Here is a 15191-nt window from a genome sequence, read left to right as displayed (position 1 = left end):
GGCTCGGGCTGTCGTCCGCATGGCGCCACTTCTCGCGCCGCACCACCTTGGCCTTCGACAGGTCGGGCGCGCGATTCTTGCGCAGCTTGACGATGCCGCAGCGCACGTTGGTGCCGCCGATGTCGAGCGCGAGGATCGCGTCATGGCCCTTCAGCATCGACGGCGGCACCAGATGCACCCAACCCAGCAGGCCGCCGTCGTCCGGCTCGTGGCAGATGCGGGCCAGCTCCACGGAAACATTCATGTGCTGCAGGATCGCTGCCGCTTGCAGCACCGCGCGCTCGCCCACGTCGCTGCCCGGGAAGCCGCCGCCGATCACGATCCGCTGGACACCATGCCACGACGGCTGGCGCAGGAAGCGGTCGATCACCCAGGCCAGTTCCTCGGCGAACTGCTCGATCACGCCGTGGACCACGTCCGCGGCCTCGGAGGTCTTGGATTCGCCCAGTGCCGCGTCGAGTTCGCTCTTGCTGAGGTCCTTGGAATGCACGCCGCCCAGCGGGTCCTTGCCCTTTCGGCGACGGCGCTGCCGCCAGCGCTCCAGCAATTGCCTGAAGGCGGTCTGGCTGGCCTGGTCGCCGATGAAACCATCCTTGTCGCGCAGCTGAAGGCTGTAGCCCTCGACAATCACGGAGGGCAGTTCGCGGGCGCCATGCGCGGCGGGTCCTTCGGCGGGCAGCCGATCCGATGCATTTTTCATTCGGGGTCCTTCAGTCGGCCGTGGCGTCGAGGATCAGCCGGGCAGTCTCTTCGGGCTGATCCCAGTGGGGATAGTGGCCGCAGCGCTCGAACCAATGCAGGCGCGCATCGGGAAACAGCTGCTGCGCGCGTACCGCCTGGCTCGGAACGCAGAGCCGGTCGAGCCGGCCCCAGCCGATCACGACCGGCTTGGCGAGCGTCCCGATGGCGGAGCCCTCGAGCGGCAACCCGCGCACGAAATCCTTCAGGACGAGGTTGAAGGACGGGGCGGAAGCCAGGCTGTGCATCTCCTCCAGCACCAGCGACGGCGGCAGCCGACCGGCCTGGGACGAGAACCGGGCCAGCATCAGCACACGCGCCCATTCATGGGCAGCCAGGGCCGGCATGGCGAAACCGAGGCCTCGCGCCAGCCGCATGGACAGGCACAGCGAGGCGTGGTACGCCAATCGCTCGCGGCCGGCCCAGAAGCCGCCGGGCCCGAGCGAAACGACCGTGCCCAGCACGTCGCCGCGGCGCGCCAGCTCGAGCACCAGCCGCGCTCCGAACGAACAGCCGACCGCATCGGCACCGAGCAGGTCGTGCTCGCCGAGGAAGCGGGACACCGCGGTCGCCAGCGTGCGCACCGACACCTCGCCTGCCAGAGGCGGACTCTTGCCGAAGCCCGGCAGGTCCAGCGCGACCACGGCGCGCTCGGCAGCCAGCGGCTCGAGGATGGTTTGCCAGGTCCGCCAGCTGCTGCCCAGTCCATGCACCAGGATCAGGGGCTTTCCTTGGCCGCGACGGATGTAGTTGATCAGCACCTTCGGAGTGTGCAGTGGCGCCAGGCGGCGCCACATCAGCAGCGCGCACCATCGGCTGTAGGAGAAGGGGACGTTCACTTCACATCGTGCCGCGCCAGGCCCTGGCGGCGCCGATACACTGGCCGTGATGCAACTGCTGCGCCGCTCCGGGCTCGCCGTCCTGGCCTTCGTCATGCTGATGGGCGCCGCCGTGGCCGCGACCGCCCAGGAGCAGGCGCTGCGCATCGGCTCCAAGCGCTTCACCGAGTCGTACATCCTGGCCGAGGTCCTGGCCCAGACCGCCGCGCCCCGGACCGCCGTCGCGCCAGTCGTGCGGCAGGGGCTCGGCAACACGGCCATCGTCTACGAAGCCCTTCGCTCCGGCGGCATCGACCTCTACGCCGAGTACACCGGGACCATCGCGCTGGAGATCCTCAAGGGCCAGCCCTCGATGACGCGCGAGGCCATGAACGCCGCCCTGCGGCCGCTCGGGCTCGGCGTGGCCGTGCCGCTCGGATTCAACGACGGCTATGCGCTAGCCATGCGCGCTGCCGATGCCGACCGGYTCGGCGTGCGAACCCTGAGCGATCTGGCCGGCCAGCGCGAACTCCGCTTCGGCCTTTCGAACGAGTTCATCGGCCGCGCCGACGGCTGGCAGGGGCTGGCGGCGCGCTACGGCTTCAGCCAGGCGCCGACCGGACTGGACCACGGCCTGGCCTACGAAGCCATCGCCGCCAAACAGATCGACGTCATCGACATCTACACCACCGACGCCAAGATCGACCATCTGGGCCTGCGCGTGCTCGAAGACGACAGGGGCTACTTCCCGCGCTACGACGCCGTGCTGCTGTACCGGCTCGACCTGCCGGCGCGGCTGCCCGGCGCCTGGGCCGCCCTGCAGAAGCTCGAGGGCCGCATCGACGAGCGCGCGATGATCGCGATGAATGCGCGCGCCGAACTGCAAGGCGTGGCCTTCGACGTCATTGCGCGCGACTTCCTGGCAGCGAAGCAGCCGGGTTCGGCGCCCACCGCCGGCGCCGACAACGCCGCCCGCGGCTTCATGGCCAAGCTGTTCGGCCCCGACCTCGGTCGGCTCGCGCGCCAGCACCTGCTGCTGGTCGCGATCTCGGTCGGCGTCGCGATCCTCATCGCCGTGCCGCTCGGGATCGCGGTGTTCGCGCACGTGCGGCTGCGGGCCCTGGTGCTGGGCCTGACGGGGCTGTTGCAGACCATCCCGTCGCTGGCGCTGCTGGCGGTGCTGATCTCGCTGCTGGGCGCGATCGGCACGCTGCCGGCGCTGATCGCGCTGACGCTGTATTCGCTGCTGCCGATCATGCGCAACACCGTGACCGGGCTGGCCGAAGTGCCGGCCGGCCTGCGCGAGGCCGGGACCGCGCTCGGCATGACCGGCGGCCAGAACCTGCGCGTGGTGCTGCTGCCGCTGGCCCTGCCCACGCTGCTGGCCGGCGTGCGCACAGCGACCACCATTGCGATCGGCACCGCCACCATCGCCGCCTTCATCGGCGCCGGCGGCTTCGGCGAACGCATCGTCACGGGGCTGGCGCTTAACGACCGCGCGCTGCTGGTGGCCGGTGCCGTGCCCGCCGCGGCGCTGGCGCTGCTGAGCGAGGCGCTGTTCGAAGCGATCGAACACCTGATGCGCCGCCGCCGTGGGCAGCTGCCGCCCAGCACTTAGACCCGGACACGTGGCCGACGCCAGCCTCGAGGCGGTGGTGCCAACCAACGTCCGTGAAAATCCCGACCAGCCGAGGCGCCCGCTTCAGGCRTAGTCGTCGCTCGCAGCTTCCTACAAGAAAACACCCGGAGACACCGTAACTCGGCACCCTCGCCGCCTGCCTTTCGCTCGCCCTCGGCGCCAGCGCATTCGCCCAGACCACCACGCTCAAGATCGGCTACGCCACCACGAAGGAATCGCACTACGGCGTCGGCTCCACGGTGTTCTGCGACGAGATCGAAAAAGGCACGCAACGGCGCTACAAGTGCCAGCACTTCCCGAACTCGGCGCTCGGCGGCGAGCGCGAGCAGATCGAGGCGGTCCAATTGGGCACGCAGGAGCTGGTCAACACCTCGACCGGCCCGGTCGGCAACTTCGTGCCGGAAGTCAAGATCGTCGACATCCCTTTCTTGTTCCGCGACTACGACCATGCGCGCAAGGTGATGGACGGCCCGATCGGGCAGGACATCCTCGCCAAGTTCCCCAGCAAGGGCATCATCGCGCTGGGCTGGACCGAGAACGGCTTCCGCCACATGACCAATAGCAAGCGCGACATCGTCAAGCCGAGCGACGCCGCCGGACTGAAGATGCGCACGATGGAGAACAAGGTGCACATGGACGGCTACCGCACCTTCGGCATCCTGCCAACGCCCATGGGGCGTAGGCCGGCTTGAGCGCCTCGCGGAAGGCGTTGCCGTCGACTTTGCGCGTGACCTTCATGCCGTCCTTCTCGAGTTGGGCGATGCCATTGTTCTCGTCCTCGTTGACCTTCTTGATCAAGATGATGGACAAGGCCGGCTACGACCGCTCCTACGCCGCCGCRCTGACCGCATCGACGGCGATCGTCGGGCCCATCATCCCGCCTTCGATCATCATGATCATCTACGCGCTGCAGGACGACAACGTGTCGGTCGGCAGCCTGTTCGTGGCCGGGCTGCTGCCGGGCCTGCTGATCGCGGTGGAGATGTGCGCGGTCAACTTCCACGTCTCGAAGCAGCGCAACTACAAGGGCGACGGCGGCATGCCGCCGTGGCGCGAAGTGCTGCTGACCACCTGGAAGGCGATCCCCGCGATCCTGCTGCCGGTGGTGATCCTCGGCGGCATGCGGGCCGGCTGGTTCACGCCCACCGAGGCCTCGGTGGTGGCGGTGTTCTATGCGCTGGTGTGCGGCGAGTTCGTCTATCGCACGCTCGAATGGAAGGCGCTGCCCGACATCCTCTCGCGCTCCGCGCTGCTCTCGGCCTCGGTGCTGATCATCATCGGCCTGTCGGCCTCCTTCGCCTGGATCCTGACGATCGAGAACGTGCCCCAGACGCTGGCCGAGTGGCTGGTCGGCATGAACCTGTCGCCATGGATGTTCTTGATCATCGTCAACACCTTCCTGCTGCTGTTCGGCATCTTCATCGAGCCGCTGCCGGGGGTCATGGTGCTGGCGCCGATCCTGGCCCCCGTGGCGGTCAAGCTGGGCATCGAACCGATCCACTTCGCGATGATCGTGATCTACAACCTCACGCTCGGCATGATCACGCCGCCGGTCGGCGGGCTGCTGTTCGTCACCTGCAACGTGTCGCGGGTGCCGATGTCGCAGCTGGTGCGCGAGTTGGTGCCTTTCCTGTGGGCGCACGGCGCGGTGCTGCTGGTGCTCACCTTTCTGCCGGCGCTGAGCACCTGGCCGCCCCATTTGTGGGGATTCAAGTAGCGTTTCGCCTGCCGGGCGGTTGCGGATTCCCTTACACTCCACCGGTCAGGAGAGCGTCCCGCCGCGGTGGGGCCGCCGAAGGCGCAGGTCCCCCGAACCAAGGGCCCGAACGCTCAGGCAAAAGGACTGACAAGACGCCCCAAACCAGGGCGTTTCCTTGCTGGAGAGAGGCGGGACGTCATCAGGACGGCCGCCCACCGAAGGAGCAAACCCCGATCGTGGGGCGAATCTCTCAGGTAAAGCGGACAGCAGGGGTGGCCCATGGCTTCTCGTCATGGAACAAGCACTGCCCCTTTGGAGAACCGCCCTTGGCTGCCGCATCCGACGATCTGCTGAAGACCCCGCTCCACGGCCTGCACCTGGAGCTCGGCGCCCGCATGGTGCCCTTTGCCGGCTATGCCATGCCGGTGCAATACCCCACCGGCCTGATGGCCGAGCACAAGCACACGCGCGAAGCCGCGGGCCTGTTCGACATCTCCCACATGGGCCAGCTGCGCCTGGTCGGGCCCAATGCCGCCGCGGCCTTCGAAAGCCTGATGCCGGTCGACGTCATCGGGCTGGCGCCCGGCAAGCAGCGCTACGGGCTGCTGCTGAACGACGAGGGCGGCATCCTCGACGACCTGATGTTCTTCAACGAGGGCCACGATTCACTGTTCGTGATCGTCAACGGCGCCTGCAAGCAGGCCGACATCGCGCACATCCAGGCCCGGATCGGCCAGCGCTGCCAGGTGCTGCCGATGCCCGACCATGCGCTGCTCGCGCTCCAGGGCCCGCAGGCCGCGACCGCGCTGGCACGGCTGTCGCCCGGCGTCGAGCGCTTCGTCTTCATGACCGGCGGCACGGTGCAGATCGGCGGCATTCCGGCCTTCGTCACGCGCAGCGGCTACACCGGCGAAGACGGCTTCGAGATCTCGGTCGCCGCCACCGATGCCGAGGCGCTGGCCCGCCTGCTGCTGGCCCAGTCCGAGGTCAAGCCGATCGGCCTGGGGGCGCGCAATTCGCTGCGGCTCGAGGCCGGGCTGTGCCTGTACGGCAACGACATCGACGAGAGCACCACGCCGGTCGAGGCCGCGCTGAGCTGGGCGATCCAGAAGGTCCGGCGCAGCGGCGGCGCGCGCGAAGGCGGTTTCCCCGGCGCGGCCCGGGTGCTGGCGCAGCTCACCGCGGCCAGCGGAACGGCCGGCCATCTCGACCACCAGACCCTGAAGCGCAAGCGTGTCGGCCTGGTGGCTCTGGAGCGCGTGCCGGTGCGCGACGGCACCGTGCTCGAGTCCTTCGAGGGGCTGCCGATCGGCCAGGTCACCAGCGGCCTGCTCGGCCCGAGCGTCGACCGGCCGGTCGCGATGGGCTACGTCGCGCTCGCCTACGCCGAGCCCGGCACGCGGATCCAGGCCATGGTGCGCGGCAAGCCGGTGCCGATGGAAGTCAGCACGATGCCCTTCGTGCTGGCCCGCTACTACCGGGGCTGACAGCCCTCCCCGATTTCTTCCAAGCCCTTTTCTTCAAGGAGTTTTTCCCATGACCCTCAAGTACACCAAGGACCACGAGTGGGTGCGGCCCGAAGCCGACGCGGCGCTGGTCACCGTCGGCATCACGGTGCATGCGCAGGACGCGCTCGGCGACGTGGTCTTCGTCGACCTGCCCGAAGTCGGAACGGGCTTCGCGCAGGGCGACGTCGCCGGTGTCGTCGAATCGGTCAAGGCCGCGGCCGACGTCTTCATGCCGGTCTCGGGCGAGATCACCGAGGTCAACGAGGCGCTGCGCGCCGACCCCTCGCTGGCCAACAGTGCACCGATGGATGCGGGCTGGTTCTTCAAGGTGCGCATGAGCGACCCGACCCAGCTCGAGGCGCTGCTCGACGACACCGCCTACGAGAAGTTCTCCGCCGAAAGCTGATCCACGCCCCACCACCCGAGCCCTCCATGCCGATGCCCGTGCCTTCCCACCTCTCGCTGCGCGACCTCCAGAACGCCGAAGAATTCATCGCCCGCCACATCGGCATCGAATCCGAAGACGAGGCGGCCATGCTCGCCGCGGTCGGATCGACCAYGCGGGCCGAACTGATCGACGGCATCGTGCCGCCGGCGATCCGCCGCAGCCGCCCGATGCGGCTGCCGGCGCCGATCACCGAAGCCGACGCGCTGGCCGAGCTGAAGGCGATCGCGGCGAAGAACAAGGTGGCGAAGAGCTTCATCGGCCAGGGCTACTACGGCACCCACACGCCCGGCGTGATCCTGCGCAACGTGCTCGAGAATCCGGCCTGGTACACCGCCTACACGCCCTACCAGGCAGAGATCTCGCAGGGCCGCATGGAAGCGCTGCTCAATTTCCAGACCATGGTCTGCGACCTCACCGGCATGGCGATTGCCAACGCCTCGATGCTCGACGAGGCCACCGCAGCGGCCGAGGCGATGACGCTGGCGCGCCGCAGCGTCAAGAGCAAGAGCAACGTGTTCCTGGTGTCGGGCGACTGCCATCCCCAGACCATCGAGGTGGTCCGCACCCGGGCCGCGCCGCTCGGCATCGAGGTCAAGGTCAGCACCGCCACCGAACCCCTGCCGCTGCTGATGGCCAGCGGCGGCTTCTTCGGCGCGCTCGCGCAATACCCGTCCACCACCGGCCATGTGCACGACCTGCGCCCGCTGGCCGGCCATGCGCACCAGTGCGAGGCCGCCTTCTGCGTCGCCGCCGACCTGCTGGCGCTGACCTTGCTGGCCCCGCCCGGCGAATGGGACGCCGACATCGTCTGCGGCACCACGCAGCGCTTCGGCATGCCGATGTGCAACGGCGGCCCGCACGCGGCCTACCTGGCCTGCCGCGACGAATTCAAGCGCTCGCTGCCGGGCCGGCTGGTCGGCGTCAGCGTCGACACGCATGGCCAGCCGGCCTACCGCCTCGCGTTGCAGACGCGCGAGCAGCACATCCGGCGCGAGAAGGCCACTTCGAACATCTGCACCGCGCAGGTGCTGCCGGCGGTGGTCGCCAGCATGTACGCGGTCTACCACGGGCCCGAGGGCCTGCGCCGCATCGCGCAGCGCGTCGCCCTGCTGACGGCCGTGCTGGCACAGGGGCTCGAGCAGATGGGCCGCGAGCTGGTCAACGGCACCGCCTTCGATTMGCTCACGATCCACACCGGCGAGGACACCCAGGCCATCCACGAGCGCGCCCTGGCTGCCGGCGTCAACCTGCGCCATCGGCTACAGCATCACCTGGGCCTCTCGCTCGACGAGACCATCACGCGGGCCGACGTCGAGATGCTGTGGGGGCTGTTCGCGACGGCCGGCACGCGGGGCCCCGACTTCGACGCTATTGCCGCCACGGCGCAGATCCGAATTCCCGAAGACCTGCGCCGCAGCAGCGCCTTCCTGACGCACCCGGTGTTCAACACCCACAAGAGCGAGACCGCGATGCTGCGCTACATCCGCAGCCTCAGCGACAAGGACCTCGCGCTCGACCGCAGCATGATCCCGCTCGGCAGCTGCACCATGAAGCTCAACGCGACCAGCGAGATGATCCCGATCACCTGGCCCGAGTTCGCGAACATCCACCCGTTTGCACCGGCGGACCAGCTGCTGGGCTACGCACAGCTCGACGCCCAGCTGCGCGCCTGGCTCTGCGAAGCCACCGGCTACGCGGGCATCAGCCTGCAGCCCAACGCCGGCTCGCAGGGCGAGTATGCGGGCCTGCTTGCGATCAAGGCCTTCCACGAAGCCAGGGGCGACACGCACCGCAACGTCTGCCTGATTCCATCGTCAGCGCACGGCACCAATCCGGCGAGTGCCCAGATGGTTGGCATGCAGGTGGTGGTGACCGCCTGCGACGCCGACGGCAACGTCGACATCGACGACCTGATGCGCGCCTGCGAGAAGCACGGCAAGACTCTGGCCGCGGTGATGATCACCTACCCGAGCACCCACGGCGTGTTCGAGACCCGGGTCAAGGAACTCTGCGAGATCGTCCACGCGCATGGTGGCCGGGTCTATGTCGACGGCGCCAACATGAACGCCCTGGTCGGCGTGGCCGCACCGGGCGAGTTCGGCGGTGACGTCAGCCACCTGAACCTGCACAAGACCTTCTGTATCCCGCACGGCGGCGGCGGTCCCGGCGTCGGCCCGGTCTGCGTGGTCGAAGACCTGGTGCCCTACCTGCCCGGCCATGCAACCGGCGGGCTCGCGTCGTCGGGCGCGGTCGGCGCGGTGTCGGCGGCGCCGCTCGGCAACGCGGCGGTGCTGCCGATCAGCTGGATGTACTGCCGCATGATGGGCGCCAAGGGCCTGCAGGCCGCGACCGAGATCGCGATCCTCAGCGCCAACTACATCAGCGCCCGGCTCAAGGACCACTACCCGACGCTGTACGCGAGCCCCAACGGCCACGTGGCGCACGAGTGCATCCTCGACCTGCGCCCGCTCAAGGACGCCAGCGGCGTCAGCGCCGAAGACGTCGCCAAGCGGCTGATCGACTACGGCTTCCATGCGCCGACGCTGAGCTTCCCGGTGCCCGGCACGCTGATGGTCGAGCCGACCGAGAGCGAGCCGCTGGCCGAGCTCGACCGCTTCATCGACACGATGATCGCGATCCGCGGCGAAATCCGCCGCATCGAGGAAGGCATCTGGCCGAAGGACGACAATCCGCTGAAGAACGCACCGCACACCGCGGCCAGCCTGCTCGGCACCGAGTGGACGCGACCCTACTCGCGCGAGCTCGGCGCCTTCCCGCTGGCCAGCCTGCGGCAGGCCAAGTACTGGCCGCCGATCGGCCGGGTCGACAACGTCTACGGCGACCGAAACCTGTTCTGCAGCTGCGTCCCCGTGGAAGACTACGCCGGCAGCTGACGCGCGAGAAGCATTCTTTTACAAGTCGATGGCCATCAGTCTGTCGAATTCGCGCCTGCTGCTTCGACGTCCATTCAGAGCCCCCGGAACGGTGCGGTCGATCCCCGACTGCCGCCGGCCTCGAAACCGAAGGAGCAAGAACATGCGATTCATGGTCATCGTCAAGGCCAGCAAGGACTCGGAAGCCGGCGTGATGCCGAGCCAGCAGTTGCTGACCGACATGGGCAACTACAACGAGGCGCTGGTGAAGGCCGGCGTGCTGCTCGCGGGCGAAGGCCTGCACCCGAGTTCGAAGGGCGCCCGCATGCGTTTTTCCGGCAAGGAGCGGACTGTGATCGACGGCCCGTTCAGCGAGACCAAGGAGCTGATCGCGGGCTTCTGGCTCTGGCAAGTGCGCTCCAAGGAAGAAGCGCTCGAATGGCTGCGACGCGCCCCGTTCGACGACGGTGCCGAGCTCGAGTTGCGCCAGGTGTTCGAGATGGAAGACTTCGGCGCCGAGTTCACGCCCGAGCTGCGCGAGCAGGAAAAGCGGGTCTTCGACGAGGCCCGTGCCAAGCAGCAGCCCTGACACGCCCGAACGTGGACACGGCCGAGACGCATCGCACGATCAACGCGGTCTGGCGCATCGAGTCGGCCCGCATCATCGGCGCCCTGGCGCGCCGGGTGCGCGATGTCGGGCTGGCCGAGGAGCTGGCGCAGGACGCCCTGCTCGCCGCCCTGGAGCAGTGGCCTCGCGACGGCATTCCGGACAATCCGGCGGCCTGGCTGATGGCGGCCGCGAAGCACCGTGCCATCGACCTGCTGCGCAAGCGCGCGCTGCATGCCGGCAAGGAAGGCGAGATCGGCCGCGAACTCGACGCCCGGCATGCGCTCGCGGCCGCCGACTTCGCCGAGGCGGTGGACGCCGCGCTCGACGACGAGGTCGGCGACGACCTGCTGCGGCTGGTGTTCACGGCCTGCCATCCGCTGTTGTCGCCCGACGCCCGCGTCGCGCTGACACTTCGTCTGCTGGGCGGACTCACAACCGACGAAATCGCGCGCTCTTTCCTGGTGCCCGAAGCCACGATCGCGCAGCGCATCGTGCGCGCCAAGCGAACGCTGGCGGCCGCTCGCATACCCTTCGAGGCGCCGCGCGCACAGGAGCTCGGCGCCCGGCTGTCGTCGGTGCTCGAAGTCATCTACCTGGTGTTCAACGAGGGCTACTCGGCCACCGCCGGCGAGGACTGGATGCGGCCCGCGCTTTGCGACGAAGCCTTGCGGCTCGGGCGCATCCTGGCCGAGCTTGTCGCTGACGAGCCGGAGGTCCATGGCCTGGTGGCGCTGATGGAGATCCAGGCCTCGCGCGCGGCTGCTCGCGTCGACGCCGATGGCGAGCCGGTGCTGCTGCTGGACCAGAACCGTGCGCGCTGGGACACCTTGCTGATCCGCCGCGGCCTGGCCGCGCTGGCGCGGGCCGAGAAGCTCGGCGGCGCCCTCGGCCCCTACGCCCTGCAGGCCGCGATCGCCGCCTGCCACGCGCGTGCCACGACCGCAGCGCAGACCGACTGGCCCCGCATCGCCGCACTCTACGAGGCGCTGGCCCAGCACTCGCCCTCGCCAATTGTCGAATTGAACCGCGCGGTTGCGCTGTCGATGGCCTATGGGCCGGCGGTCGGCCTCGAACTCGCCGACACGCTGCAAGCCGAACCGCAGCTGCGCGGCTATCACCTGCTGCCGAGCGTGCGTGGCGACCTGCTCGCCAAGCTCGGGCGACCCGCCGAGGCCTGCGAGGAATTCAAGCGGGCGGCGAGCCTGACTCGCAACGCGCGCGAACGCAAGCTGCTACTGCTGCGCGCGCAGGCCTGCTCGGCCGACGACAAGGCAGGCGGCACCTGAGGGCGTGCTGCGCTACTTCTTCGCGACCGCGCCGGTCGCGACCTGGGCCCGCAGTTCCTTCAGCTTGGCCTTCAGCCGGCGTTCGTTGACCGGCCCCATGCGAATCAGCATCTTCTGGCCAGCCGACAGCGACTCGAGCTTCGGGTCGGCGAATTCGTAGCTGATCCAGGGCCGCTCCGAAGCCATCTCGCCCTTCACCTCGGTCAGCTTCACCGGCACCGCCCCTTCGATTTCCGGGGCCTGCAGCAGGTGGTCGATGACAGCCACGAGACGGTCGTTGAAGTAGCGGTTCGGGTAGCCCAGTTCCTCGTAGGCCTGCTGGAACAGCGGATAGAGCCGGGCATAAAGCGCAGCCGCGCGGGCACTGTCGACGGACTCGACGAAGAGCACGAAGGGCGTGTAGCGGCTGGCATTGTCGGCGCCGATGGTCTTGACCTCGCTGGCGCCCTGGACCTCGAAGGACTTGGGTGCACGCTGGACCGGCCACAGGCGCGAAGTGGCCTGTGCGCGCGGCAGGTTGTCCACGGTGGCGACGAAGCGCCGCACGAAGCCGCTGGGCTCGAGGAAGGACCCGACCGATTTCTTGCCGACCAGGTCGTTGAGCGCCGCGGTCACTCGGCTGTCGGCGTCGTTCAGCGGCGGCAGCGCGGCCTCGGGGGTGGCCAGGGCATCGACCAGGTTCTGCGGCCCCGTCGCGACCGGTGCGGGGGGAATGTCCGCGGGACGATCCTGCGGCGGCGGCGCGCTGGCGGCGGGTGGTGCCGGCGACGGTTCCTTCTGCAAGGACCAGCGCCACCAGGCGAAGGCTGCGGCGAGAATCACCACCACGACGAGGACCACGGTCCATATCGAGGACTCTTTGGCTGGCCTGAATTCTGCTGGGTCCCTTTCGGGCATGGTTGAATCCTCCTTTGAATCACGGGTGTTGTTGCATGCGCTCCATTGGAAACCACGTCGACGCGTCGTGCCGTAACGCCCTGTGACCGCCAAGGAACCCGACATGGACATCGACTTCTCGACTCTGACCGAATACCAGCGCTACAAGCTGATGGCCAGCCTGATCGTGCCGCGGCCGATCGCACTGGTCACCACGCTGGGGGCCGACGGCATCGTCAACGCCGCGCCCTTCAGCATGTTCAACATGCTGGGCGAAGAGCCGCCGATCGTGATGATCAGCGTCAACCGGCTGCAGGACAACGCGCTTAAGGACACCGCCGCGAACATCGTGCGCAACGGCGAGTTCGTGGTGCACTTGGCCGACGAGGACATCGCCGAGCAGATGCACCGCTGCGGCGATCGCCACCCGCCGCATGTGAGCGAGCTCGAGGTGGTCGGCTTCACGCCGCTTGCGAGCCGGGCCGTGAAGCCGCCGCGCATCGCCGAGGCGCCGGTGGCCTTCGAATGCACGCTCTGGGAGACGCTCGAGACCGAGAGCCGGCAGATTTTCATCGGCCAGGTGCGCTGGATGCATGCCCGCGACGAATTGATCGACACCGATGCCTGGCGCGTGCGGCTGCAGCACTATTTTCCGGTCGGCCGCTTCGGGGCCAGCTTCTATGTGAAGACGCGCGAGCGCTACGCGCTGGCGGCGCAGGGGCAGGCGCAGACCCGGAGCACGCAGATCGACGAGATGTAGGACGCGTGATGCCAAGCTGGTTCTTCTCGTCGCTGCGCGGCTATCGGATCGAGTGCTTGCCGCGCGACCTGGTCGCCGGCCTGATGCTGGCGGCCATCGCCGTCCCCGGCCAGCTCGCCACCGCCCGGCTCGCCGGCATGCCACCCGAGACTGGGCTCTATGCCTTCATTGCCGGCTCCATCGCCTTCGCAGCCTTCGGCGCCAATCGCTTCATCTCGGCGGCGGCGGATTCGACCATCGCGCCGATCTTCGCCGGCGGACTGGCTTCGATCGCCGCCGCCAGCACCAACAGCTATGGCGAACTGGCCGCGCTGCTGGCGCTGATGGTCGGCATCGTGCTCGTCTCGGTCGGCCTGCTGAAGGCAGGCTGGCTCGCCACGCTGCTCTCGGTGCCGGTGACGACCGGATTCCTCGCCGGCATCTCGGTCCATATCGTCGTCGGCCAGTTGCCGACGCTGCTGGGCCTTCCGGACGCGCACGGTCACCTGCTGACGCAACTGGTCCACTTGCTGGCCCGGATCGGAGACGCGAATCCGTATGCTCTGGCGCTCGGCGCCGGCGTGCTGATCGTGACCCTGGTCGCGGGGCGCATCAGTCCGCGCATTCCGGGGGCGCTGATCGGCCTGGCGGCGGCCGCTCTCGCGGTGGCCGTGTTCCACCTCGACGCTCGCGGCGTGAGTCTGCTCGGCACGCTCTCGCTGCAGTTGCCGCATGTCGCCGTGCCCTCCTTCAGCGGCGTGGCGGAGTTCAGCCGCATGGTGCAGCTGGCGCTGGTGATCGCGATGGTCTGCGTCATGCAGACGGCGGCGGTGTCGAGCACCTTCCCGTCGGACGAGGGCCGGTCCGACAACGTCAGCCGCAATTTCGGGGCGATCGGCGCAGGCAATGTGCTGGCCGGTCTGATCGGCGCCTTCGCCGTCGACGCGAGCCCACCCAGCACGGCGGTCGTGAAGGAGTCCGGAGGCCGCTCGCAGATCGCCGCGCTGATCGCGGTCGGCCTGGTGATCGCGCTCGCGCTGCTGGCCTCGGGCGCGTTGGCCTACGTGCCGCACGCGGCGCTGTCGGGCATCCTCGTCTACATCGCCTGGCGCATCTTCAGGGTCGACGAAATGGCCCTGATCATTCGTCGCGGCGGCCTCGAGATCCTGCTGGTGGCCGCGAGTGCGGCACTCGTTGTCGCGCTGCCGATCGAGAGCGGCATGCTGCTGGCGATCGTGATGTCCTTCGTGCACAGCCTGTACATCGTCGCCCGGCCCTACTGCGTCGAGCTGGCCCGCGTGCCGGGGAGCACCGTGTGGTGGCCGCCGGCCGCGGGCGCCGCCCGTGAACATGAGCCCGGGGTGCTGGTCTTCGCACCGGGTGCGCCGGTCAACTTCACCAATGCCGAACGGATCTGCGCCTGGGTCCGGTCGGCCATCGCCGGCCGGAGCGAGCCGGTGAGGCTGCTGGTGATCGAGGCCAACGGCATCATCGACATCGACTACACAGGGTCGCAGATCCTGCGGCGCGCCATCATCGAACTGCTTTCCGCCGGCACCATCGTGGCCATCGCCAGGCTGTCAGACGAGCGGGCGCAGGCGCAGGCGATGCGCACCGGACTGATCGAGACCATCGGCGCCGACCATGTGTTCATGTCGGTAGAAGAGGCGGTGCGCATGCTGGTTCCGCGCGCCTGAGCGCGCTGATGAAGCGCCCAAGAAAAAGGCCACCCGTGGGGTGGCCTACTTTTCCTGCACGATTCGCGTGTCGTGCAACAGATTCGAAATCTGGAGCGGGAGAAGAGTCTCGAACTCTCGACCTCAACCTTGGCAAGGTTGCGCTCTACCAACTGAGCTACTCCCGCGAAGCCTTCGATTATAGGGCATTTTTAGCCCGCTTCTTCGCCGGCCGGCAAATGAATGAGTCCGGTGCGCAGATCGAACTCGAACACCTCGCC

The 15191-nt window shown here is 68.5% G+C and carries 10 protein-coding genes, 1 tRNA gene, 3 pseudogenes and 2 riboswitches; of the genes and pseudogenes, 10 read left to right on the top strand and 4 right to left on the bottom strand.

The window, feature by feature from the left end:
- Together AC1DY5_RS16825 and AC1DY5_RS16820 are read right to left on the bottom strand one after the other, a co-directional pair.
- Positions 1–700, bottom strand: a pseudogene (locus tag AC1DY5_RS16825) (ROK family protein); the annotation flags it as partial.
- Positions 701–710: 10 nt separating this feature from the next.
- Positions 711–1577: an alpha/beta fold hydrolase gene (locus AC1DY5_RS16820; RefSeq protein ID WP_478113131.1), complete on the bottom strand. Its 867-nt coding sequence runs from the start codon at positions 1575–1577 to the stop codon at positions 711–713.
- A 49-nt stretch (positions 1578–1626) separates the two neighbouring features.
- On the opposite strand from AC1DY5_RS16820, the gene AC1DY5_RS16815 reads away from it, so the two are divergent.
- The 8 genes and pseudogenes from AC1DY5_RS16815 (at position 1627) to AC1DY5_RS16780 (ending at position 11619) form a co-directional block, all read left to right on the top strand.
- The gene (locus AC1DY5_RS16815; protein ID WP_478113130.1) at positions 1627–3174 is read left to right on the top strand and encodes an ABC transporter permease/substrate-binding protein; all 1548 of its coding nucleotides are present in this window, start codon (positions 1627–1629) and stop codon (positions 3172–3174) included.
- A 149-nt stretch (positions 3175–3323) separates the two neighbouring features.
- Positions 3324–3869 (top strand): annotated as a pseudogene (gene dctP / locus AC1DY5_RS16810) (TRAP transporter substrate-binding protein DctP); the annotation flags it as partial.
- Between the two features lie 119 nt (positions 3870–3988).
- Positions 3989–4912: pseudogene (locus AC1DY5_RS16805) on the top strand (TRAP transporter large permease); the annotation flags it as partial.
- Between the two features lie 36 nt (positions 4913–4948).
- Positions 4949–5047: riboswitch (glycine riboswitch) on the top strand.
- 15 nt (positions 5048–5062) lie between these two features.
- Positions 5063–5171: riboswitch (glycine riboswitch) on the top strand.
- Positions 5172–5220: 49 nt separating this feature from the next.
- The gene (gcvT, locus tag AC1DY5_RS16800; RefSeq protein WP_478113128.1) at positions 5221–6381 is read left to right on the top strand and encodes a glycine cleavage system aminomethyltransferase GcvT; all 1161 of its coding nucleotides are present in this window, start codon (positions 5221–5223) and stop codon (positions 6379–6381) included.
- 49 nt (positions 6382–6430) lie between these two features.
- Positions 6431–6808, top strand: a complete 378-nt coding sequence (gene gcvH, locus AC1DY5_RS16795; RefSeq protein ID WP_478113126.1) for a glycine cleavage system protein GcvH — start codon at positions 6431–6433, stop codon at positions 6806–6808.
- A 32-nt stretch (positions 6809–6840) separates the two neighbouring features.
- On the top strand, positions 6841–9744 hold the full coding sequence (gene gcvP / locus AC1DY5_RS16790; protein ID WP_478113132.1) for an aminomethyl-transferring glycine dehydrogenase: 2904 nt from the start codon (positions 6841–6843) through the stop codon (positions 9742–9744).
- 142 nt (positions 9745–9886) lie between these two features.
- On the top strand, positions 9887–10312 hold the full coding sequence (locus AC1DY5_RS16785) for a YciI family protein (RefSeq protein WP_478113124.1): 426 nt from the start codon (positions 9887–9889) through the stop codon (positions 10310–10312).
- Between the two features lie 11 nt (positions 10313–10323).
- Positions 10324–11619: an RNA polymerase sigma factor gene (locus AC1DY5_RS16780; RefSeq protein ID WP_478113122.1), complete on the top strand. Its 1296-nt coding sequence runs from the start codon at positions 10324–10326 to the stop codon at positions 11617–11619.
- Between the two features lie 12 nt (positions 11620–11631).
- Here AC1DY5_RS16780 and AC1DY5_RS16775 read toward each other — a convergent pair whose 3' ends face one another.
- Positions 11632–12516, bottom strand: a complete 885-nt coding sequence (locus AC1DY5_RS16775) for a DUF3014 domain-containing protein (RefSeq protein WP_478113120.1) — start codon at positions 12514–12516, stop codon at positions 11632–11634.
- A gap of 103 nt (positions 12517–12619) precedes the next feature.
- Here AC1DY5_RS16775 and AC1DY5_RS16770 point away from each other — a divergent pair, with 103 nt between their 5' ends.
- Both AC1DY5_RS16770 and AC1DY5_RS16765 read left to right on the top strand, forming a co-directional pair.
- Positions 12620–13255, top strand: a complete 636-nt coding sequence (locus AC1DY5_RS16770; RefSeq protein ID WP_478113118.1) for a flavin reductase family protein — start codon at positions 12620–12622, stop codon at positions 13253–13255.
- An 8-nt stretch (positions 13256–13263) separates the two neighbouring features.
- On the top strand, positions 13264–14931 hold the full coding sequence (locus tag AC1DY5_RS16765; RefSeq protein WP_478113114.1) for a SulP family inorganic anion transporter: 1668 nt from the start codon (positions 13264–13266) through the stop codon (positions 14929–14931).
- A 91-nt stretch (positions 14932–15022) separates the two neighbouring features.
- Here AC1DY5_RS16765 and AC1DY5_RS16760 read toward each other — a convergent pair.
- Positions 15023–15098: transfer RNA gene (locus AC1DY5_RS16760), tRNA-Gly, on the bottom strand.
- Positions 15099–15191 lie beyond the last annotated feature (93 nt).

The sequence above is a fragment of the Variovorax sp. P4_D9 genome (assembly GCF_056401695.1).
This window is presented reverse-complemented; position numbering and strand designations above follow the sequence as displayed.

Bases quoted from the DNA above. Each gene is read 5' to 3' on its own strand.
- AC1DY5_RS16765 (WP_478113114.1), top strand. From the start codon at position 13,264: ATGCCAAGCTGGTTCTTCTCGTCGCTGCGCGGCTATCGGATCGAGTGC.
- gcvH (WP_478113126.1), top strand. From the start codon at position 6,431: ATGACCCTCAAGTACACCAAGGACCACGAGTGGGTGCGGCCCGAAGCC.
- AC1DY5_RS16775 (WP_478113120.1), bottom strand. From the start codon at position 12,516: ATGCCCGAAAGGGACCCAGCAGAATTCAGGCCAGCCAAAGAGTCCTCG.
- AC1DY5_RS16785 (WP_478113124.1), top strand. From the start codon at position 9,887: ATGCGATTCATGGTCATCGTCAAGGCCAGCAAGGACTCGGAAGCCGGC.
- AC1DY5_RS16770 (WP_478113118.1), top strand. From the start codon at position 12,620: ATGGACATCGACTTCTCGACTCTGACCGAATACCAGCGCTACAAGCTG.